Origin of the sequence: Rhodanobacter sp. DHB23 (assembly GCF_014842975.1) — a bacterium.
Taxonomy (GTDB): domain Bacteria; phylum Pseudomonadota; class Gammaproteobacteria; order Xanthomonadales; family Rhodanobacteraceae; genus Rhodanobacter_A.
On the sequence record NZ_JACYXK010000027.1, the window covers coordinates 95,544 to 117,345 of the forward strand.

At 69.9% G+C, this 21,802-nt stretch carries 17 protein-coding genes and 1 riboswitch; of the genes, 8 read left to right on the forward strand and 9 right to left on the reverse strand.

All coding sequences use genetic code 11. The annotated features are described in order from the left end of the window. Nucleotides 1-39: 39 nt before the first annotated feature. From murD to IHE47_RS10320, 4 genes are all read right to left on the reverse strand, one after another. Nucleotides 40-1,395, reverse strand: coding sequence for a UDP-N-acetylmuramoyl-L-alanine--D-glutamate ligase (gene murD / locus IHE47_RS10305; protein ID WP_192105809.1), 1,356 nt, complete (start codon nt 1,393-1,395; stop codon nt 40-42). 39 nt (nt 1,396-1,434) lie between these two features. After that, a complete protein-coding gene (gene murL, locus IHE47_RS10310; protein WP_192105810.1) occupies nt 1,435-2,781 on the reverse strand; it encodes a UDP-N-acetyl-alpha-D-muramoyl-L-alanyl-L-glutamate epimerase in 1,347 nt (448 codons plus the stop codon). After that, entirely contained in the window at nt 2,778-3,086 is a 309-nt protein-coding gene (locus IHE47_RS10315) for an endonuclease domain-containing protein (RefSeq protein ID WP_225561763.1), read from the reverse strand. The genes murL and IHE47_RS10315 overlap by 4 nt, the downstream gene beginning before the upstream one ends. A gap of 231 nt (nt 3,087-3,317) precedes the next feature. Further along, nucleotides 3,318-5,933: a bifunctional aspartate kinase/diaminopimelate decarboxylase gene (locus IHE47_RS10320; protein ID WP_343227469.1), complete on the reverse strand. Its 2,616-nt coding sequence runs from the start codon at nt 5,931-5,933 to the stop codon at nt 3,318-3,320. 179 nt (nt 5,934-6,112) lie between these two features. Here IHE47_RS10320 and IHE47_RS10325 point away from each other — a divergent pair, with 179 nt between their 5' ends. Continuing rightward, entirely contained in the window at nt 6,113-7,489 is a 1,377-nt protein-coding gene (locus tag IHE47_RS10325) for an FUSC family protein (protein WP_192105811.1), read from the forward strand. 323 nt (nt 7,490-7,812) lie between these two features. Here IHE47_RS10325 and IHE47_RS10330 read toward each other — a convergent pair whose 3' ends face one another. Further along, entirely contained in the window at nt 7,813-9,330 is a 1,518-nt protein-coding gene (locus IHE47_RS10330; protein WP_192105812.1) for a fumarate hydratase, read from the reverse strand. 210 nt (nt 9,331-9,540) lie between these two features. Between IHE47_RS10330 and IHE47_RS10335 the strand changes: the two genes are divergently transcribed. Genes IHE47_RS10335 through IHE47_RS10345 form a run of 3 tightly spaced genes read left to right on the forward strand, consistent with a single transcriptional unit; the run spans nt 9,541 to nt 12,825 of the window. Further along, on the forward strand, nt 9,541-10,749 hold the full coding sequence (locus IHE47_RS10335) for a hypothetical protein (protein WP_192105813.1): 1,209 nt from the start codon (nt 9,541-9,543) through the stop codon (nt 10,747-10,749). An 8-nt stretch (nt 10,750-10,757) separates the two neighbouring features. Beyond that, the gene (locus tag IHE47_RS10340) at nt 10,758-11,186 is read left to right on the forward strand and encodes a phosphate ABC transporter substrate-binding protein (protein WP_192105814.1); all 429 of its coding nucleotides are present in this window, start codon (nt 10,758-10,760) and stop codon (nt 11,184-11,186) included. A gap of 58 nt (nt 11,187-11,244) precedes the next feature. Then, a complete protein-coding gene (locus tag IHE47_RS10345) occupies nt 11,245-12,825 on the forward strand; it encodes a methyl-accepting chemotaxis protein (protein WP_225561764.1) in 1,581 nt (526 codons plus the stop codon). A gap of 277 nt (nt 12,826-13,102) precedes the next feature. Here IHE47_RS10345 and IHE47_RS10350 read toward each other — a convergent pair whose 3' ends face one another. Next, nucleotides 13,103-14,131, reverse strand: coding sequence for a hypothetical protein (locus tag IHE47_RS10350; protein ID WP_192105815.1), 1,029 nt, complete (start codon nt 14,129-14,131; stop codon nt 13,103-13,105). Between the two features lie 299 nt (nt 14,132-14,430). Between IHE47_RS10350 and IHE47_RS10355 the strand changes: the two genes are divergently transcribed. Next, nucleotides 14,431-15,075, forward strand: coding sequence for a glutathione S-transferase family protein (locus IHE47_RS10355; RefSeq protein WP_192105816.1), 645 nt, complete (start codon nt 14,431-14,433; stop codon nt 15,073-15,075). 108 nt (nt 15,076-15,183) lie between these two features. Here the strand turns inward: IHE47_RS10355 and IHE47_RS10360 are convergent, their stop codons facing one another. The 3 genes from IHE47_RS10360 to IHE47_RS10370 are packed head-to-tail and all read right to left on the reverse strand — an operon-like array spanning nt 15,184 to nt 18,509. After that, nucleotides 15,184-16,266 (reverse strand): homoserine dehydrogenase, encoded by a 1,083-nt coding sequence (locus IHE47_RS10360; protein ID WP_192105817.1) that lies wholly within the window; start codon nt 16,264-16,266, stop codon nt 15,184-15,186. Further along, a complete protein-coding gene (gene metB / locus IHE47_RS10365; protein ID WP_192105818.1) occupies nt 16,263-17,453 on the reverse strand; it encodes a cystathionine gamma-synthase in 1,191 nt (396 codons plus the stop codon). Before metB ends, IHE47_RS10360 begins: the two co-directional genes overlap by 4 nt. A 42-nt stretch (nt 17,454-17,495) precedes the next feature. Continuing rightward, nucleotides 17,496-18,509 carry a homoserine O-succinyltransferase gene (locus IHE47_RS10370; protein WP_192105819.1) on the reverse strand — a complete coding sequence of 338 codons (1,014 nt, stop codon included), beginning with the start codon at nt 18,507-18,509 and terminating at the stop codon, nt 17,496-17,498. Nucleotides 18,510-18,588: 79 nt separating this feature from the next. Beyond that, nucleotides 18,589-18,701: riboswitch (SAM riboswitch) on the reverse strand. A 313-nt stretch (nt 18,702-19,014) separates the two neighbouring features. On the opposite strand from IHE47_RS10370, the gene IHE47_RS10375 reads away from it, so the two are divergent. The 3 genes from IHE47_RS10375 to IHE47_RS10385 are packed head-to-tail and all read left to right on the forward strand — an operon-like array spanning nt 19,015 to nt 21,787. Beyond that, nucleotides 19,015-19,734 (forward strand): 2OG-Fe dioxygenase family protein, encoded by a 720-nt coding sequence (locus tag IHE47_RS10375; protein WP_192105820.1) that lies wholly within the window; start codon nt 19,015-19,017, stop codon nt 19,732-19,734. 27 nt (nt 19,735-19,761) lie between these two features. Then, a complete protein-coding gene (locus IHE47_RS10380; protein WP_192105821.1) occupies nt 19,762-20,580 on the forward strand; it encodes a creatininase family protein in 819 nt (272 codons plus the stop codon). A gap of 40 nt (nt 20,581-20,620) precedes the next feature. After that, nucleotides 20,621-21,787: a YncE family protein gene (locus IHE47_RS10385; RefSeq protein WP_192105822.1), complete on the forward strand. Its 1,167-nt coding sequence runs from the start codon at nt 20,621-20,623 to the stop codon at nt 21,785-21,787. Nucleotides 21,788-21,802: the final 15 nt, after the last annotated feature.

Below are 21,802 nucleotides of genomic sequence, written 5' to 3' on the forward strand. Positions count from 1 at the left end.
CCGGTCGCCGCCCCGCACAGCGGGCACGCGACCGCCGCGTCAGCGGATGCCGAGTCCATCGATGCCGATGGTTTCGACGGCGAAGCCGGCCAGTTCCGCGAAGTGGCGGCCGCGCTCGGCGTAATCCTTGAACTGGTCGAAGCTGGGCGCCCCGGGCGACAGCAGCACCACGCCGCCTGCAGGCGTGACCGTGCGCGCCATCGCCACCGCGTCCGCGAAATCCTCGGCCTCGCCCAGCGGCACGCTGGCCTTGGCGGCGCGCAGCGCCTGCGCGATGCGCGGGCCGTTGGCGCCTTGCGTGACGATGCGCAGGTCGGTGCGCTCCTTCACCGCCTGCACGAAATCCGACCAGTCCAGCCCGCGGTCGTGCCCGCCCACGATCACCGTTACCTCGCGCCCGGCGAGGCTGTCCAGCGCGGCCAGCGTGGCCAGCGGCGTGGTGCTGATGGAATCGTTGATCCACGCCAGGCCATCGTGCATGCCCAACGGCTGCAGGCGATGCGGCAACGGGCGGAAGTCCGCCAGTGCAGGCGCCGCCTCGACTGCGTCGTAGCCCAGCGTTTCCAGTGCGGCCAGCGCGGCGCAGGCGTTGAGCGCGTTGTGCAGGCCGGGCGCGGCCATCGCATGGAGGTCGAACACGGCATGCCCACCGCGGCGGATCGCGCCGTCGGCCACATGCCAGCCTTCCGGCGTGCCGAACAGGAGGCGGTGCGGATGTGCGGCGGTGCGCTCCAGCAACGGTGCCTGCTGGCCGTTGACCAGCAGGGTGCGCGATACGTCGGCCAGCTTGAGCTTGTCGGCCACGTAGCGTTCGCGTGAACCATGCCAGTCGAGGTGTTCCTCGTACAGGCTGGTGACCACGCCGAGTTCCAGCGGGCCCGCTTCGCCGGTCTGGAAGCTGGAGAGCTCGATGGCCCATAGCTCGGCATGCTGCCCCGGCAGTTCCAGCAGCGGCAGGCCGATATTCCCGGCCAGCGCGGTGCGCACGCCCAGGCCCCGCGCGAGATGCGCGATGAAGGCGGTGGTGGTGCTCTTGCCCTTGGTGCCGGTGACGGCGATCACGCGCGCATCCTGGTTCTCCGCGAACCACAGCGCAGTGCCGGAAGTGAACAGCGTGCCCTGCGCCTGCGCGGTGGTCACGGCGGCCTTGTAGGCGGAGATGCCCGGCGACTTTACCACCACGTCGTAGGCGCACAGCGCCACCGAACCGGGTTCCTGGCCGTAGACGGTGAGCGCAGCGTCGAACGCGCGTGCCGCGTCGGCCTCCCCCTCGCTGCAATACAGCGCCAGCGGAAGCTGCGGCAGCCGCGCGCGGATGGCACTGATCGCGGCGCGGCCCTCACGACCAAAGCCCCAGATCGCGACGCGCTTGCCCGCCAGCTCAACGATGCGCATGACAGCCGCTCCTACGGCCGCTCCCGTGCGGGACAACGCTCATGCGCCGATGGCCTTCAGCGCCGCCTGCAAACGCGCCGGCACGCGATGCTCGGCGGAAAGCTCCAGCCACGGCTCCAGCGCGAGTTGCGCGGCATCGAGCTGCGGCAGGATCTCGTCGCGGAAGCGCGCCACCAGCGCGTCCTCCTGCCACTCGGGCCGCTGGCCCAGCGCATGCATCGCCGCGCGCGCCTCGGCGCCCTCGCCCACGCACTCGAACGGCTTGTGGTCCTGGTATTCCAGCAGCGCATCGAAGCCCGCCGCCTGCGCCTCGTCGTCGAGCAGGTTGCGGCCGAAGATCGCCAGCAGGCGCGGCTTGGGCAGGAACGGCGCCAGCGCGAGGAACACGAAGTGGCACTTGGGGCACTGCCCGCACCAGCGGTCCGCCGGCTTGGGGCCGAGAATCCTGAAGTTGCGGTTGCAGCTGGAAAACACGTCGAAGTACGGCGTGAGCCTGGCGAACGCACGGGTGATCGCCAGCTCGGAATACGGCCGCAGCAGCGAGCAGTAATCCAGGTCGGCGGCGACGTGCGTGTGCAGCCAGTCGCCGAGCAGCTGCTCGAACGCGTAGCCCTTGCTCCACTGGTGGTTCACCTGCTGGCCGTCGTATTCCAGCGTGGCGGCGGAGGCGGAGCGTTCGTTGGCGAAGGCGATCGAGTCGTGGTCGTAGAGGATCGCGGCCACGGCGAGGATGGCCGAGTTCACCGCGGTGACCGGGATGTGCCCGTTCCAGGCCCCGCGCTGGTTGAGTTCGAACAGCGCCGGTGCCAGCTCGCGCTGGATGTTGCGCGTGGGCAGGCCGGTGCGCTCGGCGCAGGCGGCGATCAGCGCGGAATTGCCCACCCATACCGCGGTGGCTGCGCCGCCGGCGGACTTGATTGCTTCCACCGCGACGAGGGAATCCTTGCCGCCGCCGATCGGGACGAGGGTGTTCTGGCGCAAACCCAGCGCCGGGACCTGGGCGGCGGCGGATGCACCGCGCGGGAAGTGGATGCGACCTCGCAGGTCCAGCCCGTTGCGATACGCGAACTCCGCGAGACCGTGCAGGTAGAGCGCATCGAGCAGGTCCGCCGTGGCATCGTCCAGCAGGCCATCCGCCACTTCGATCTTCGGCGGCACGCCGGCCTTGTAGTAGCTCACGCCGGCGATCAGGTGCAGCAGCTTCAGCGCGGCGTCGAACGCAGCCTGCCGTGCCGCCGGCAACTCGGGCGCGTCAGGGAAGCGGATGCGCTCCACCATGGGTTCGCCGTCGTCGAAGGCGTACGCCAGCTCGGCCACGCCGTCGGCGTAGCGCGCATGCAGGAAGCGGAACACCTGGGTCAGGCGAGGGTTGGTGCTGGTGGTCACTTGTCAGTCTCCGCGGCGCGCCCCCTCTCCCCTTCGGGGAGAGGGCTGGGGTGAGGGGCCGGACTGGCCAAAGCCGCCAGGATCACCTCGAGCACGCCCTCGATATTCGTCAGTACGTCATTGTCCCAGAAACGCAGCACGCGGTAGCCCATGGTTTCCAGCTTGCGCGTACGTGTCTCGTCGTAAATCACCTGTTCGCCATGCTGGCTACCGTCCAGTTCCACGATCAAGCCCGCATCCGGACAGGCGAAATCAGCGATATAGCGGTCGATCTCGTGCTGGCGGCGGAATTTCCAGCCTTGCATCTGGCGGGCAGTTGCGCAGGTGGCGCCAGAGTTTCTGTTCGGCGTCTGTCTGACCGACCCTCAAGCGCCGTGCCCTGCCCACATTCATGCGTTTCATCCTTGAAACCTCGCCTTGTTGGTCAATCCACCGCGAGCACCCGCCCCTCACCCCAGCCCTCTTCCTCGCTCCTCAAAGCAGGGCCATCCATGGCCCTTCCCCGCATCCCAGAGGGAAGAGGGGGAGAAGCTGCGTCAGGCGTCGATCACCACCTCTTCCGTCTCGCCGCGCAGGTTGTACGGCGAGGACATGACCTTGCCGTAGGCGCCGGTTTGCGCGACCAGGATCACGTCGCCCTCCTGCGGCTCGGGCAGGCGGCGGTCGCTGCCCAGCACGTCGCCCGATTCGCAGATCGGGCCGACCACCTGGAACAGCGCGTCGGCGGGTTCGTCGAGGCGGCTGAGGTTGGCGATCTCGTGCCAGGCGTCGTACAGCGCGGGGCGGATCAGGCTGTTCATGCCGGTGTCCACGCCGAGGTAGCGCCAGCTGCCCTTGCCCTTGGTCTGGGTGACGCGCGCCAGCAGCACGCCGGCGTCGGCCACCAGGTAGCGGCCCGGCTCCATCCACAGCTGGTAATGCGGATAGGCGGCCTTGACCTCGCGCAGCACCTTGTCCAGCGCGGCGATGTCCAGCTTTGCCTCGCCCGGATGCGAGGGCACGCCCAGGCCGCCGCCGATGTTGAGGAAGGCGATGCTGCCGATGCGCTCGGCGAGGCTGGCGAGCTGGCTGTACACCTCGCCCCAGTGCTTCGCGTCGAGCACGCCCGAACCGAGGTGCGCATGCAGGCCGCGCACCACCACGCCATGCGCGTCGGCGTGGCGCAGGAAGGCGTCGAGCTGCTCCACCGGCAGGCCGAACTTGCTGCCGCTGCCGCCGGTGCGCACCTTCTCGTGATGGCCCAGGCCACGGCCGAGATCCACGCGCAGCACGATCTCGCGACCGCGGAACAGCTCGCCCCAGTGCTCCACCGGATGCAGGGCGTCCAGCGTGATCGTGGCGCGCGTGGCCAGGCCGCGTTCGAAATCCGCGCGTGAGGCGAAGTTGGGCGTGAACAGCAGCGGCACGTCGGCGGGCACTGCCGCCGACACCGCTTCCAGCTCGCCTGGCGAGACGCATTCGAAGGCGAAGCCTTCTCCGGCCAGCGCGCGCAGAATCGCCGGATGCGTGTTCGCCTTCACCGCGTAGTGCAGGCGATCCACCGCCGACAGCGATTTCAGTTCGCGCGCCTGCTGGCGCACCGTGGGCAGGTGGTAGACGTAGCGCGGCGTGGCCTCCGCAGCGATATCAAGAAGCCGGCTGCGTTCGGCCGGCTCGCGCCACCACGCGTGCGCAACCGCCGCCTCGCCGCTGCCGTACAAATGCTGCCAGCTCGGGCCGAACAGCACGCTGTCGTCGGTGCGCAGCGCGCCGGCGGTGATCAGCAACTCGTGCAGGTGCGGCAGCAGGTCGTCCACCACGTCCTCGTCCACCACGAAGGTGAGGTTGAGGTTGTTGGACGACTGCGAGATCAGGTGCACGCGCAGCTGGTCGAACTCCGCCAGCACGCTGGACAGCGTGTGCAGCATCGAGCGCATGCCGCGGCCGACCAGGGTGATCGCCGCGCAGGGCGCGATCACCTTGACCCGGCACACCTTGGCGAGGTCGCCGGCCAGCGCGGCGATCGCGTCGGAATCGAGCAGGTTCTCGGTGGGGTCGAGCGACACGGTGACGTTGGTCTCGGCCGAGCCGATCAGGTCCACCGACAGGCCATGCTGCTTGAAGTGCGCGAACACGTCGGCGAGGAAGCCGACCTGCTGCCACATGCCCACCGATTCCATCGACACCAGGGTGATGCCCTTGCGCGCGCTGATCGCCTTCACCGAGGGCGCGTGCTCGCGCACCTGCGGGCCGATCACCGTGCCTTCCAGCTCGGGCCGGTTGGTGTCCTTCACCAGCAGCGGCACGCGCGGTTCGCGCAACGGCGACAGGCAGCGCGGGTGCAGCACCTTGGCGCCGGTGGAGGCGATTTCCTGCGCCTCCTCGTAGTCCAGCTTCTGCAGCAGGCGCGCGCCCGGCACCTGGCGCGGGTTGGCGGTGAACATGCCGGCCACGTCGGTCCAGATCTCCACGCGCGCGGCCTTGAGCAGCGCGCCGAAGTACGAAGCCGAGGTATCCGAACCGCCACGGCCAAGCAGCACCGTGCGCCCTTCGCTTTCGCGCGCGATGAACCCCTGCGTGATGAACACCTCGCCCTGCGCGGCGAGCCGCGCGTTCAAGGCCGGGTCGGGCCGGGCCTCGACCATCGCCGAGAGCAGCTTGGTGCGCTCGTTCTGGTTGGGCAGCGCGACCGCGGCAAGGCAGTCGCGCGCGTCCACCCATTGCGTACCCAGCCCCGTGTGGCTGAGGAAGGCCGCGCCCAGCGCGCTGGACATCAGCTCGCCGTGCGCCTGCACCAGCGCCGCCCAGGCCAGTTCGCCCAGCCGCGCCGGGCCTTCCGCCGCCAGCGCGGCCAGTTCGTCCAGCCGCGCGCCCAGCGTGGCCGGCAGCGGCAGCCGCATGTGGCCGAGCAGGTCGTGGTGGCGTTGCGCGATGGCGCCGGCCGCCGCCTTGCGTTTGCCCTGGTCGCCCTCGCCGCACAGCTGTTTCAGCGCGTCGGTGATGCCGGTGAGCGCTGACACGACCACCAGCACGCGCGCGCCTTCGGCGCGGCGGCTGGCGACCAGCTCGCGGATGTTGTGCCAGCGCGGCAGGGTGGCGACACTGGTGCCGCCGAACTTCATCACGATCCAGGGGGCGTCCGCCGGCAGCGGCGCGGGGGCGTTGTGATTCACGGTGCTCTTGCGTGGTTGGTGGGAAAACGATCCCGCCAGTGTTGCGCCGCGTCAAAGCGATTGCAAGAGCTTTTGCATGCGCCTGCGTTTGGACGTCCAGACGTCCACTTGTCAAGGCATCCGGCGTCCTTCTGCCGCACTGCTAGACTGCGCGCTACCGACCAGGAACCCGCCAGCGCATGACTGCCGCGCCTCACGCCCTGTCCACGATGTTGCGGGCACTGCCCGAGGCCATCACGGCGATGCTGGCCGCCCTGCTCACCCTGGCCTGCGCCCAATGGCTCGCGCCCGGCCCCGGCAGCGCGGTGCTGGCCGTGGTGCTGAGCCTTTCGCTTGCCCGCAGCCGGCTCGACCGCGACCACCGCGGCCAGCTGGAAGCGGCCATCGCCCTGCCCGCCGTTGGCCTCGCCGCGACCGGCGTCGGCTGGTTGCTGCTGCACGCACCGTGGATCGGCGCCACGGCGTTCACCGTGGGCGTGGCGTCATCGGTGTGGCTGCGCCAGTTCGGCGAGCTGGCGCGGCGCGCCAGCCGGCTGGTCGCCCTACCCTTCGTGACCGTGCTCACCGTGCCGCATTTGTCCGGCGCGCAGCATGGGCGCTTGCCTGCCGCGCTGGTTCCGATCCTGGTGGCCCTGCTGGCGCTGGCCTGGGTGTCGCTGCTGGATGTGCTGGGCCGACGCATGGGCTGGCTCGTCGACGAGCGCAAGCGCCATGCCGCCGCGCCGGCGCGCGCCCCGGCCCGTCAGGCGCGGCTTTCCGCCACCACGCGCATGGCCTTGCAGATGGCCGTGGCGCTGGCGCTCGCCTTCGCCGTGGGCCACCTCGGTTTCGGCGAACACTGGCCGTGGGTAGTGCTGACCGCCTTCATCGTGCACAGCGGCAACCGCGGCCGGCTGGAGGTGGCATACAAGAGCCTGCTGCGGCTGGCCGGTGCGGCAGGCGGCTGCATCGCCGCGGCCTTGCTCGCGGTGCCAGCCGATGCACACGGTGGCGCGGCGTTGATCCTGCTCGCGCTGTTCCTAGGCACGTGGCTGCGCCAGATCAATTACGCGTGGTGGGCGCTGTTCGTGACCGTGGCGCTGGCGCTGCTGCAGAACTACGCCGGACTGCCTGCGGCGTCGGCGATGACGCTGCGCCTCGCGGCCATCGCGGTGGGCGCCGCGATCGGCGTGGCCACGGCGTGGCTGGTGCTGCCGGTGCGTTCCACCGATGTGTTGCGCCGGCGCCTGGCGGATGCTCTGGCCGCGCTGGGCGAGGCGCTGGATCCGGCGGTCGAACGACGCGACGCGGCGGCCTTCGTGCGCGCACTCGATGATGTGGAGTCGCTGGCGCCGGCGTTCCGCGTGGCACGCATGCTCGGGCTGCGCCAGCCGGCGGACTGGATCGATGTGCTGACCACTTGCCGTGCGCCTGCAGTGGCCTTGATCGGGCAAGGCGCCACGCCGGGGCATGTGCGGCGTGCGGTTGGTGCGGCGAGGCAGGCGTTGCGGGAGCCGGAGCGGTTGCTCGATGCGTTGAAGACGCTACGCGATGCGCTTCCTCTCCCCGCCGCCTGATCAGCGTCGAGTCTCAAGCTGCGAGCTAATTTGCTCCTCCCCTTGCTTGCAGGGGGAGGTTGGGAGGGGGTGAAACCTTGCGAAACACTCTCATGGATGGCTTTCGCAAGAGCTTGACCCCACCCCAGCCCTCCCCTGCAAGCAGGGGAGGGAGACAGGACATGGCACGACTGGGACTCGACGCCGATCAGGTCCCGGGAGGGGAGAGGAGGCAAATGCGTGCGCCGAGGGATTCGTTCGGCAGCACCGCGCAAGTCCGGACCCTCTCCTCAATCCTCTCCCGGAGGGAGAGGAGGCGAACGCGGTGCGCTGCGCGCACGGGTTTATTGAACAAAGACGGGGATCTTGCCGATCCGCGCCTGCCACTCCTTCGGCCCGGTCTGGTGCACCGAGGTGCCGGCGGAATCCACGGCCACGGTCACCGGCATGTCCTGCACCTCGAACTCGTAGATCGCTTCCATGCCGAGGTCGGCGAAGCCGACCACGCGCGAGGCCTTGATCGCCTTGGACACCAGGTAGGCGGCGCCACCCACCGCCATCAGGTACACCGACTGGTGCCGCTTGATCGCTTCGATCGCGGCCGGACCGCGCTCGGCCTTGCCGACCATGCCGAGCAGGCCGGTCTGCGCCAGCACCTGCTCGGTGAACTTGTCCATGCGCGTGGCGGTGGTGGGGCCGGCGGGGCCGACCACTTCGTCGCGCACCGGGTCGACCGGGCCCACGTAGTAGATGAAGCGGCCGTGGAAATCGACCGGCAACGGCTCGCCCTTGTTGAGCATCTCCACCATGCGCTTGTGCGCGGCATCGCGTCCCGTGAGCAGCTTGCCGTTGAGCAGCAGCACCTCGCCCGGCTTCCACGTGGCGACTTCTTCCTTGGTCACCGTATCGAGGTCCACGCGGCGCGCGTTCTGCGGGCTGTAGGTGAGCTTGGGCCAGTCCGCCAGCGACGGCGGCTCCAGCGCCACCGGGCCCGAGCCGTCCAGCGTGAAATGCGCATGGCGGGTGGCCGCACAGTTGGGGATCATCGCCACCGGCAGGTTGGCCGCGTGGGTGGGGTAGTCCTTGATCTTGATGTCGAGCACGGTGGTGAGGCCGCCCAGGCCCTGCGCGCCGATGCCCAGCGCGTTGACCTTCTCGTACAGCTCGATGCGCAGTTCCTCGATGCGGTTCTGCGGGCCGCGCGCGATCAGCTCCTGGATGTCGATGTGCTCCATCAGCGACTCCTTGGCCAGCAGCATCGCCTTCTCGGCGGTGCCGCCGATGCCGATGCCCAGCATGCCCGGCGGGCACCAGCCGGCGCCCATGGTCGGCACGGTCTTCAGCACCCAGTCCACGATGGAATCGGAGGGGTTGAGCATCACGAACTTGCTCTTGGCCTCCGAACCGCCGCCCTTGGCCGCGACGATCACGTCGACGGTGTCGCCAGGCACGATGGAGACGTTGATGACCGCCGGCGTGTTGTCCTTCGTGTTCGCGCGCTTGCCGGCCGGATCGGCCAGCACGCTGGCGCGCAGCTTGTTGTCCGGGTCGTTGTAGGCGCGGCGCACGCCTTCGTTGACGGCGTCCTCCAGCGAGCCGGTGAAGCCTTCCCAGCGCACGCCCATGCCCACCTTGAGGAACACGGTGACAATGCCGGTGTCCTGGCACAGCGGGCGGTGGCCCTCGGCGGCCATGCGCGAGTTGATCAGGATCTGCGCCATCGCGTCCTTCGCGGCCGGCGACTCCTCGCGTTCGTAGGCGGCGGCGAGGTTCTTGATGTAGTCGACCGGGTGGTAGTAGCTGATGTACTGCAACGCGTCGGCGACGGACTGGATCAGGTCGGCTTGCTTGATGGCTGTCATGGCGATGGCGCTTGGCTGGGGAACGGGGAAAGGCGCCGTCTGACCGCCGGCCGCGGCGCACGAAAGCGCTTATTGTGCCGCAAGCGCCCCATTCCGGGCTCGGCAGCCGGTCCGCCGGCCATCGGTCGCTCAAGTTTTTCGTTGGATTGCCGTTAAACGGTGTGCCAGGGCCCCGCCCTCACCCATCGACCACCAACGGATTCCATCCAGATGCTTTCCAAGAAAACCCTTGCCGCGGCCCTCGCGGCAACGCTTGCCGTCGCCTCCGGCGCGCATGCCGACGACAGCTTCTCCTGGCGCTTTTCCGGCTTCGGCACGGCCGGCTACACCGCCACGAACTCCAACGACGTGCTGCTGGTCAACCCCGGCCAGCTCAAGGGCGCCCAGGAAGGCGGCACCGGCCTGGTCGATACCCGCGTCGGCGGCCAGCTCGACCTCACCTTCACGCCCAGCCTGAGCGCCACCGCGCAGGCCATCGCGATGCAGGACGCCAAGGGCCGCTTCCGCCCGACCGTGGAGTGGGCCTTCCTGCGCTACAAGCTCACCGGCGATACCACGGTACGCCTGGGCCGCCTGGGCTGGCCGGCCTACCTGGTTTCCGACTACCGCTACGTGGGCTACGCCAACCCGTGGGTGCGCGCGCCGCTGGAGGTCTACAACCTCGCCGCGATGGACAATTACGAGGGCGCGGACATCAGCTGGTCGCACAACGCGGGAGCCGGCTACCTCACCCTGCAGGCGCTGGCCGGCCACGCCTCCAGCCCGCTGCCCGACTCCACCGAGGAGACCGCGCGGCTCAAGGTCAACCAGCTGGCCGGCGCCTACGTCACCTACGAGATCGGCAACCTGCGCCTGCGCGGCGGCGCCAGCACCGGCAAGGTGACCTACCGCTCGAGCAACCTCGGCCTGCTGGTGGACAGCTTGCAGATGGTGGGTTTCGACCAGTACGCCAACAGCATCAACGCCAACGGCGCGCGCACCACCTTCATGAGCCTGGGCGGCAACTACGACGACGGCAAGCTGCTGCTCACCGGCGAATACGCCAAGCTGCGCTCCGCTTCGGACGCGCTGGGCACCGCCGCCGGCTGGTACGGCACGGCCGGCTACCGCCTCGGCAAGTGGATGCCCTATGTCACCTGGGCCGGCTACACCAAGGACAACAACAGTTCGAACTACGCGTTCCCGCCCTATCCGCCGCTGATGCCGCTGGCGCAGGGCGTGGACGGCCTGGTCGACGGCAACAGCCAGCACACCGCCTCGCTGGGCGTGCGCTGGGACGTGTACAAGAACGTGGCGATCAAGCTGCAGGCCGACCACGTCCTGCCCTCCTCCCATGGCGGCACCTTCACCGAGGTGGTTCCCGGCTACGACGGGCATGCCGTGAACGTGTACTCCGCCGTCGTCGATTTCCTGTTCTGAGGCCCGCCATGCATCGCATCTTCCGAAACTGCCTCGTCGCCGGCGCGCTGGCGCTGGCCGGTGCACCCGCCTTCGCCGGCACCGCGGTGATCGTGAGCGCCAACAGCCCGGTCAAGTCGCTCAGCAAGGACGACGCCGCCGCGCTTTACCTGGGCAAGACCACCAGCCTGCCCGCCGGCGGCACCGCCAAGCTGTTCGACCTGGCCGATTCCAATCCGCTGCGCGAGAAGTTCTACCAGGCGGCCACCGGCAAGTCGGCCAGCCAGGTGAAGTCGGTGTGGTCGCGCCTGGTGTTCAGCGGCCGCGCCGTGCCGCCCAAGGAGCTGGACAGCGACGCCGCCGTGGTCAAGGCCGTGGCCGCCGATCCGTCCGCGGTCGGCTACGTCGACAGCAGCGCGGTGAACGGCTCGGTCCGGGCCGTGCTGCAGCTGCCCTGACCGTGCCCGCCCGTCGCCCCCTGGCTGCGGGCGAGTCAGCCCGCCCGAGAGCCTGTCCATGAAGTTCAAGACCCGCATCCTGCTCCTGCCCGGCGTCACCCTTGCCCTGTTCGTCGCCGGCTGGCTGGCGAGCAGCGCCATCGCCGCGCACTCCGCCACCATGGTGTCCGCGCTGGGCACCGACGACTATCCCTATCTGGAGGGCGTCACCCAGCTGGACGAGCTGAGCAAGCGCACCACGCAGACCATCCAGAGCGCCGTCGCCGAAGGCGACAAGAGCAAGCTGGACGACGTGAAGGCGATCGCGGCCGAGGCCGCCGCCGCAAGCAAGCGCATGCTTGCACTGGACGGCCACCAGGACAGCGCCAGGACGCTGGCCGACGCCTACGATGCCTACGTGGCGAGCGCCACCGACGCGGCCGCCGTCATGCTCGGCGGCAAGGGTGACACCGCCAGCAAGGTGTCCGCCATGCAGGATGCGCAGCATGCCCTCGAAAGCCTGCTGAGCCGCGAGATCGCCGCCGCCCGCGGCGCCGTGCAACAGCACCTGGACGCCTCGGCGCAAGGCGTGCACCGCGCGATGGTGGCCAACACCGTCTCCGGCGCCGCCATCGTGGTCGTGCTGGTGCTGGGCGCGTGGCTGGTGCTGCGCGCCATCGCGCGCGACCTTGGCGCCGAACCCGAGCACCTGCGCGACATCGTGGGACGCATCGCCGCCGGCGACCTGCGCGACGGGGAAAGCGGCGCAGCACATCCGGAGTCGGTGCTGGGCCGGCTGCAAGGCATGACGAAGCAGCTCGGCGACATCGTGGGCTCGATCCGCAGCGCCTCGCAAACCGTCGGCGAGGCGTCCGCGCAGATCACCGAGGGCAACGACGACCTCTCGCAGCGCAGCCAGGACCAGGCCGCCGCGCTGGAACAGACCGCGGCCTCGATGGAGGAGATGAACGCCTCGGTGCGGCACAACGCCGACAACGCCAGCCACGTCGACCAGCTCGCCCGCAGCGCGCGCGCACAGGCCGAGCAAGGCGGCCGCGTGGTGGCCGAGGCCAACGCCGCCATGCAGGCCATTGACGCCTCCAGCCGGCGCATCGCCGACATCGTCGGCCTGATCGACGAGATCGCCTTCCAGACCAACCTGCTGGCGCTGAACGCCGCGGTGGAAGCCGCCCGCGCCGGCGAGCAGGGCCGCGGTTTCGCGGTGGTGGCCGGCGAAGTGCGCAGCCTGGCGCAACGCTCCGCCGGCGCCGCCAAGGAGATCAAGGCGCTGATCGCCGACAGCGTGGACAAGGTCAACACCGGCAGCGAACTGGTGGAACGCTCGGGGCAGACCCTGGCCGGCATCATCGACAGCGTGAAGAAGGTCACCGACAGCGTCGCCGAGATCGTCGCCGCCAGCCAGGAACAGGCCAGCGGCATCGACGAGGTGAGCCGCACCATCACCGCGATGGACGACAACACCCAGCGCAACGCGGCACTGGTCGAGCAGGTGTCCGCCACCAGCCGGTCCATGCACGAACAGGCCAGCACGCTGATGCGCCAGGTCGCCTTCTTCACCCTCGGCGAGCGGGCCGGCGGCCACGCCGACATCCCTGCGCCGGAACCCGAACCCGGCACCGGACTCGCGCTCTACGACTGAAACCCGGACAACAAGGCGAGCCTCCCACGAAAGCCGTCCCCGAGGCCGTCCCCACCTGCCGTTGCATCGCCAGACCGCGCTGCAGCGGCATTTTTTTGTCGTTCTTCCAGTGCCGCGCCAGGGAAGGTCCGATCCACCGGTTTCCCGCCCGCCACTCCTGCAAAGGCGCACTGACGCGGGATGGCGCCTGGAGCGCTATGCGGACGGCTGCGCTTCGACCCACTGACACACTCGACTGGAGACGCTGCCCGACTGCCCCCCCCCCGAAGCCTGCCGGTCAGGGCTGGCGCGAACCGGCATAGGCCGCGAGCGCGATCATGTCCTGCAGCGTCAGGTGCGCGGCTTCCTCGCGCATCTGCATGGCCTCCGGGTTGGTACGCCGACCTGTCCGGAACAGGATCAATTCGCGCACGAGGTAGGTGGGCGAGCGCCCGGCCAGCGGCGGGATGTTGCCGGTACCGCGCAAGTCGGCGCCATGGCAGGCCTCGCAGGCCTGCACCGCGCCGTCGCCGCTGGCCGCCAGCACCGCGCCGCGCGCGATGCTTCCGCGCGGCACGTATGCCACGTAGCGGACGCGCTCGTCGCTCATCTCGTAACCGCCGAAATCGTCGGGGACCTCGATCACGCGCTCGCCCATAGGCTCGCGCGCACCGCTCTTGTCCGGCACCCGCACGTAGTAGTCCCAGTGCGTTTCCGGAACGGTCGATGTCTCGACCACGCGGATACGCGGCGCCGGCTTCAGGCTGGCGAAGTACGCCGCCGCGAGCTGCACGTCGGCGATGCCGAGCTGGCGCGCCTCCTCCGCCATGTCCTGCGTGGTCGCGGGCGGCCCGTTGCCGCGCTGCCCGTCGCGGAACGCCGCGACCTGCTCGAGGATGTACGCCTTGCTCAGGCCCGCCAGCGACGCGGTGACCGGGACGCCGCTGCCATCCGGCAAGTGGCAATAACCGCACGCCTTGGCCGGCTCGCGGCCATAGGCGACGACATGGGGCATCGGCGGATGGTCCTGCGGGAACCAGTCCGGCACGCCCAGCAGGCCATGGTCGATCTGGGCATTCGTGTAGCTGCGCGCGCTGCCCGGGACATGCCGCACGCCGTCGGGATCCGGCGGCGTGGCCGGCTTCGGCGCGTGCGGGTCCGGTGGCGGCGCTTCGAGGAAGGCCCATGTTTCAGCGGCGCGGATTCCGCCCCCCGGATCCGCAGTTGCACTTTGCGCCGCTGCGGCCATACCCGGTATCGACAGCCATGCGGCCATGCCCAGGCACACCGCACGCTGCGCCATGCGTTCCCGAATCCGACGCTTCATCATCGTCCCCGCCTCCCCCGAAGCAAGTCGCGCGACGATAGCATACGGACACTCCCCGAGGCGGCGGGACCGACGGCACGCTGGCCACCGGAAAGCGGCTCGCCACGGCAGAGGCACGAAACCGCCCTGTCGCCTGCGGAACCGTCAGCAGCCGACTGGCCGCCGCCGATCCATCCGCACCCAACGTCGACTGCGTACCCACGCTGCACTATCCGGAAGCCGGCGCCCGATCTGTCGAAAGCCCGCCCGCCCGTTCGTCGCTGCATGACAGGCCGTCGTCGCGGCCGCCAAGGAAACCCATGAACCTGCATCTCTACATGCACCCGCTGTCCTCGTTCTGCCACAAGGTGCTGATCGCCCTGTACGAGAACGGCACGCCATTTGAGCCGCGCATGGTGCGGCTGGACGACGAGGCCTCGCGCGAGGATTTCCGCAAGGTGTGGCCGATCCTGCGCTTTCCCGTGCTGCACGACGGGACGCGCGGCCGCACCGTGCCGGAATCCAGCATCATCATCGAGTACCTGGAGCTGCACTACCCGGGGCGTTCCGCCCTGGTGCCGATCGGCCCGCAGGCCGCCCTGGACGTACGCGAGCGCGACCGCTTCTTCGACCTGTACCTGCACGTGCCCACGCAGAAGATCATCACCGACCGCCTGCGCCCCGAAGGTGGCCACGACCCGGTCGGCGTGGAGCAGGCGCGCACGCAACTGCGCACGGCCTATGCGCTGCTCGACCGGGAGATGCGCGAGCGCACCTGGGCGACGGGCGACGCCTTCACCATGGCCGACTGCGCGGCGGCACCGCCGCTGTTCTACTCTGCCTGGGCGGAACCGGTGGACGACTTCCCGCACGTCGCCGCCTACCGGCAGCGCTTGATGGAACGGCCATCCTTCGCCCGCGCGCTGCGCGAGGCGGAGCCGTACCTGCAGTTCGTGCCGAAATGAGAGGCTGGCAAACACCTCGACGTCATGCCCGCGCATGCGGGCATCCATGTTGATTTTCGACGCATGCGAACAATGGATGCCCGCTTGCGCGGGCATGACGGCAGAAACTCAGCCCAGCGCCAGCACGTCGCCCAGCAGCGCCTGCGCGGTGACTTCCGGCCCCGCGCCCGGCCCCTGGATCACCAGCGGCTGGGTGTGGTAACGGGTGGTGGTGAGCGCGAACTGGTTGTCGGTGCCGTAGAGACGCGCGGCAGGGTGCTCGGCCGACACTTCGACCAGGCCCACGCGGGCGTGACCACGCTGGTTGAGGCGGGCGAGGAAACGCAGTACGTTGCCGCGCGCCTTCGCCTCGGCGTGGAGGGCGGCGAGCGGTTCGTCGAGTTCCTCGAGGCGGGCGAGGAACTGCTCGGTGTCGATCGCACGCAGCGGCTCGGGCACCAGGCTTTCCACCTGCACCTCGTCCCAGCCCAGCGCGAAGCCGGCGTTGCGGGCGATGATCAGCAGCTTGCGTGCCACGTCCTCGCCGGAAAGGTCGGCGCGCGGATCGGGTTCGGTGTAGCCGCGCTCGCGCGCCTCGCGCAGCAGCGCGGAGAACGGGCGGCTGCCGTCGTAGCCGTTGAACAGGTAGCTGAGCGAGCCGGAGAACACGCCTTCCAGCGTGAGCAGCGCGTCGCCGCACTGGCGCAGCCGGCGCAGCGTGGAAAGCACCGGCAGGCCCGCGCCCACGGTGGCCGAATCGCCGTAGCGCGCGCCATTGGCCAGCGCGGCCTGCAGCGCGCGCCAGCCCGGCAGTTCGCCGCCGCCCAGCGACTTGTTGGCGGTGACCACGTGGTAGCCGCGTACCAGCCATTCCGCGTGGCGCGCAGCGAGTTCGCCGCTGGCAGTGGCGTCCACGATCACCTTGATCGTGGCATCGCTGGCGTCGAGCGCAGCGAGCAGGGCCGCGTCGTCGCGCTGCACGCCGGTGCTCTTGAGCTGCTCGCGCAGGTTGCGCTCGGCGAGCTTCGCCGGCTCGGTCTGCTGGCGGCGCGAATTCGCCGCACCCACCAGCCGCAGGGAAGCGGCGGCCGGCGTGTTGAGCAGCTTGAGGAAGGCACCACCGACCACGCCGGTGCCCAGCAGCACCACGGCGACGGCGGGTGCCGCCTCGCGTTTCGCCGCGGGCGCGGCTTCGGCCAGCACCGCGCTCATGCACCCACCGCGCGTTTGGATTTGCCCGCGGCCACCGCACGCGCCAGCCCGGCGTCGAGGTCGCGCAGCAGGTCGTCGCCATCCTCGATGCCCACCGACACGCGCAGCAGGGTGTCGGCGATGCCGGCCTTGTGGCGCGCTTCCGGCGCCATCGCGGCGTGGGTCATGGTGGCCGGATGCGCGATCAGGCTCTCCACGCCGCCCAGCGATTCGGCCAGCGAGAAATATTCCAGTCCATCGACAAAGGCGGCGATCTGCGTCTCGTCGCCCTCCAGCTCGAAACTGAGCATGGCGCCGAAACCCTGCTGCTGGCGCGCGGCCAGCGCGTGGTACGGGTTGGACGCGAGGCCGGGGTAGTACACCTTGCGCACGGCGGCATGGCCGTCCAGGTGCGCGGCGATGCGCTCGGCGTTTTCCTGGTGCTGGCGCAGGCGCACGCCCAGCGTGCGCAGGCCGCGCAGCGTGAGGTAGCTGTCGAACGGCGCGCCGGTGAGGCCGTTGCAGTTGCCCCACCACTTGAGCTGCTCGGCCAGCTCCGGTGTGCGCGCCACCACGGCACCGCCGACCACGTCGCTGTGACCGTTGATGTACTTGGTGGTGGAGTGCACCACCACGTCGGCGCCCAGCGCCAGCGGCTGCTGCAGCGCGGGCGAGAGGAAGGTGTTGTCCACCACCACCAGCGCGCCCGCGGCGTGCGCGGCCTGCGCCACGTGGCGGATGTCGGTGATGCGCAGCAGCGGGTTGGACGGCGTCTCCACCCACACCAGCGCAGGCTTGGCGGCGAGGCCGGCTGCGAGCGCGGCGGGATCGGTGAGATCGGCGAACTGCACCGCGAAGCGGCCCTTCTTCGCCCAGGCGTCGAGGATGCGCCAGGTGCCGCCGTAGCAGTCATGCGCGGCGAGCACCGTGGCGCCGGCAGGCACCAGCTCCAGCACCAGCGCCACCGCGGCCATGCCGCTGGCGGTGACCACAGCTCCCGCACCCTGCTCCAGCTCGGCCAGCGCGTTCGCCAGCAGGTCGCGCGTCGGGTTGCCGCTGCGCGAGTAGTCGTAGGGGCGCTTCTTGCCGAAGCCCTCGAAGCTGTAGTTGGTCGAGAGGTGCAGCGGCGGCACCACGGCGCCGTGCTGGGTGTCGCTCTCGATGCCGGCGCGCACGGCGCGGGTGATGGAGGTGGCGTTGTCGCTCATGGGGTTGCTCCCGGAATCCAGAATGTCGTTGTTATGTGTGTTTCAACGCAGGGCTTCGCGCAGCAGCGGCGCGAGTTGCTCCGGCTCCTTGAGGAAGGCGTCGTGGCCGTAGGGCGACTCCACCACTTCCAGCGTGGCGGGGCCGCGCAGGCGGCGCTGCAGTTCGCAGAGGTCGGCCAGCGGCACCAGGCGGTCCGACGGGAAGCCGATCAGGGTGGTCGGCAGCGGCACCTGCTCGGGCGCCACGTCGTGCAGGTCGATGGACTCGGACAACGCGAGGAAACGGTCGGCGTCGAAGCGCTCGACGAAACGGCGTCCCTGGTGCTCGAGGTAGTCCTCGACCGGGAAATGGAAGCGCTCGCCGCGCCATTCCGGCTCGCCGGCGAAGCGGCGGCCGAACTCGGCGCTGCCGCGGTAGGTGGTGATGGCGAGCTGGCGCGCCAGCGCCAGCGCCTCGTCCAGCTGGCCGCTGGACTGGCCCAGCCGCACGATGCCGCGCTGCACGCTGCGCTGCGCGGTGGACAACGGGTGGGCGCGGTGCGCGCCGGCCAGCAGCACCAGCCGGTCGGCGCGCTGCGCGTGCCGCGCGGCGAACGCCAGGCCCACCATCGCGCCGTAGGACGAACCCACGAAGGCATGCGCCTTGACGATGCCCAGCGCGTCGAGCAGGGCGGCCAGCGCATCGGCCTGGTCCTCGCTGGAGATAGTGGCGGTGCCCAGCTCCGCCGGGGTAAGCCAGTCGATCGCCAGCACGCGGAAACGGGCGAGGTCGATCGCCGCATCCTCGGCCACCAGCGCCTGCCACCAGCCCGCCGCGGTATCGGCCGGCGCGGTGACGTCGCGGTTGGCGGAGATCCCGCCCTGCACGATCACGGTGGGCGCGTCCGGCGCACCGCACCACAGGTAGCGCACGTCGACTTCGCGCGGGCCGTTGCCGTACTTCGGGCTGAGCGCCAGCCGCCGCGTGCTGCGCTGCGCGCCCAGCGCGCGCGGCGCCACGGACGGGCCGACCACGTCGGCACAGGGAATACAGGTTTCGGGCTGCGGCTGGCTCATGCGTCTCTCCGTTCGGCATCGTCCTGCGGATGCCGGAGAGGAGCCCCGCGCAGATGCGGCACGACGCCGCTGCGCAAGCTGCCCATCTGCCGGCGTGCCTTCGCACCACCGCAGGAGTTGGCACCGTCGCGGAACATTCCGCAGGTTGCCCCGGCTTCAAAGGGCCTGTCCCTCAGCCGGTCTCGATGAGTACGGCGGATTCTGCATATGACTTTGCGCCATGTCAATAGACGTCTAAACGTCTGGACGTTCATATGGCCATTTGTCATGGGCGATTTGAACCGCACGACCGCTTCCTCCCCTCTCCCGAGAGCGGGAGAGGGGCTAAGGTAGAGGGCACGGATTTACCCAACCACCTCGCCCTGCCCGGACACCCTCTCCCGCCCTCGCGGGCACCCTCTCCCGCAAGCGGGAGAGGACTTCACCAGCCGGCGCAAGGCTTTGCCCGCATCCCGCCACGTACCAGCCAGTGCCGCTTCATGCGCAAACTGCTAGTTTTGCGCGGATGGACCACCCCACCTATCCCGACCTGCACGCGACCCTGCAGCGCGACGGCTTCGCCTTCGTCACCGCCGACGCCATGCGTGGCCTGCTAGACGCGGCCACGCTCGCCGACTGGCCCGTGTTCGCCGCGAGCTGGAACACACTGGGCGACGACGGCTACCTGGCCGCGCGCGGTCGCCACCGCCGCCGCCGGCACGCGGTTTTCGCCGCCACTGCCGATGGCGCAATCCGCCACGAGCCGCACCAGCCGCATTACCAGAGCGTGGCCTACAACGCCCTGCAGGGCGGCATCGAGCGCTGGTTCGAGCCGGTGGAGCCGGCCGTCGCGGACGGCGCCAGCCTGCAACGCATCCTCGCGTTCTGCCGCGACGGCTTCGGCGCGCTGGCACCGCAGGTGCGCAACTGGCGCATCGAAGTGCACCAGTTCCGCATCGAGGCGCGCGCCGACGCGGCCGGCGAGCCCACGCCCGAGGGCGTGCACCGCGACGGCGTGGACTACGTGCTGGTGCTGCTGGTCGACCGCGAGAACATCGAACGCGGCACCACCACCATCCACGCCCCCGACGGCCGCGAACTGGGCCAGTTCACCCTGGCCCGCGCCTTCGACGCGGCCCTGCTGGACGACCACCGCGTGTTCCACGGCGTCACCCCCGTGGTGCCGAAGGACCCGGCGCAGACCGCGCACCGCGACGTGCTGGTGGTGACGTTCAAGGCCGCCTGAATCCGCCCATCTCATGCAAGGAACCCCATGTCCCCACGCTTCCTGAAACGCGCCCTCGCACTCGCCGCGCTGCTATCCGTCGCACAGGCCGCGTTCGCGCAGACGCCAGCCACCGTGCAGCTGCAGGACCTCACCTGGACCGAGATCCGCGACCAGGTCCACGCCGGCAAGACCACCCTCATCATCCCCATCGGCGGCACCGAGCAGAGCGGCCCCTACATCGCGGTGGGCAAGCACAACCGCCGCGCCACCGTGCTGGCCGAGCGCATCGCGCAGAAGCTGGGCGACGCGCTGGTGGCGCCGACCGTCGACTACGTGCCCGAGGGCGGCTACGCGCCGCCGACCTCGCACATGCGTTTCCCCGGCACCATCACCATCCCGGACGCCACCTTCGAGCAGCTGCTGGCCTCGGCCGCGAACAGCTTCGCCGTGCATGGCTTCCGCAACGTCGTCTTCCTCGGCGACCACGGCGGTTACCAGAAAGACCTGCGGCAAGTGGTCGCACAGCTGAATCGGCAATGGGCCGGCACGCAGGCGCGCGCCTTCGCGCCGCCGGAGTATTACGAAGCCAGCTCCACCGGCTACGCGCAGATCCTGCGCCAGCACGGCGTCCGCGACGACGAGATCGGCACCCACGCGGGCCTGGCCGACACCTCGCTGCAGTTGGCCGTGGCGCCGCAGATGGTGCGGCTGGACGCGCTGCACAGCGCGCCGAAGCCCGGCACCGCCGACGGCGTGTACGGCGGCGACCCGCACCGCTCCAGCGCAGCGCTGGGCCAGCTCGGCATCGATGCCATCGTGGCGCGCACCGTCGAGGCGATCCGCAAGGACACGTCTGGGCGATAATGACTCGCTCGCTTTCCCCATTCCCACAGCGAAACCGATCATGACCCAACGCACCCGTCGTCCTCCCCGCCTCGCCCTGCTCGCCAGCGCCTTCGCCGGCCTCTGCGCCTCCGCCGCGGCCATGGCGCAATCCGTGGCCACCGTGCCCGGCATGCCGCGTGTGGTGAACCCCGCCGACATGTACAGCCAGGCCGGGCGCGACATGTTCAGCCCCGCCGTGGCTGGCGCGCTGCCGCGCATCTACGTGCCGAACCTGCGCGGCGACAGCGTCAGCGTGATCGACCCGGCCACCTACAAGGTGATCGACACCTTCAAGGTGGGCCGCAGCCCGCAGCACGTGGTGCCCGCGTACGACCTGCAGACGCTGTGGGTCACCAACAATTCCGAGGGCCGCAACACCGGCAGCCTCACTCCGATCAACCCGAAGACCGGCAAGCCGGGCGCAGCGATCCCGGTGGATGACCCGTACAACATGTACTTCACGCCCGACGGCAGGTTCGCCATCGTGGTGGCCGAGGCGCATGCGCGGCTGGATTTCCGCGACCCGCACACCATGGCGCTGAAGTTCAGCGTGAACGCACCGGAGTGCAAGGGCATCAACCACGCCGACTTCTCCATCGACGGCCGCTACGCCATCTTCACCTGCGAGTTCGGCGGCAAGCTGGTCAAGATCGACATGGTCGAGCACAAGGTGCTGGGCTACCTCGACCTCGACAAGCACGGCATGCCGCAGGACATCCGCGTATCGCCCGACGGCAAGGTGTTCTACGTCGCCGACATGATGGCCGACGGCGTGTTCCTGATCGACGGCGACAGCTTCAGCAAGATCGGCTTCATCAAGACCGGCGTGGGCACGCACGGCGAATACCCGAGCCGCGACGGCACCCGGCTGTACGTGGCCAACCGCGGCTCCAACAAGGTGCACGGCCCGCGCGGCGGCAAGGGCAGCGTGTCGGTGATCGACTTCGCCACGCGCAAGGTCGTCGCCAACTGGCCGATCCCCGGCGGCGGCAGCCCGGACATGGGCAACGTCAGCGCGGACGGCAAGACGCTGTGGCTGTCCGGCCGCTTCGACGACGTGGTCTACGCCTTCGACACCAGCACCGGCGCGGTGCGCAAGATCAAGGTCGGCGCCGAACCGCACGGCCTCGCGGTATGGCCGCAGCCGGGCCGCTACTCGCTGGGGCATACCGGCATCATGCGCTGACGGCAGGGCAGCATG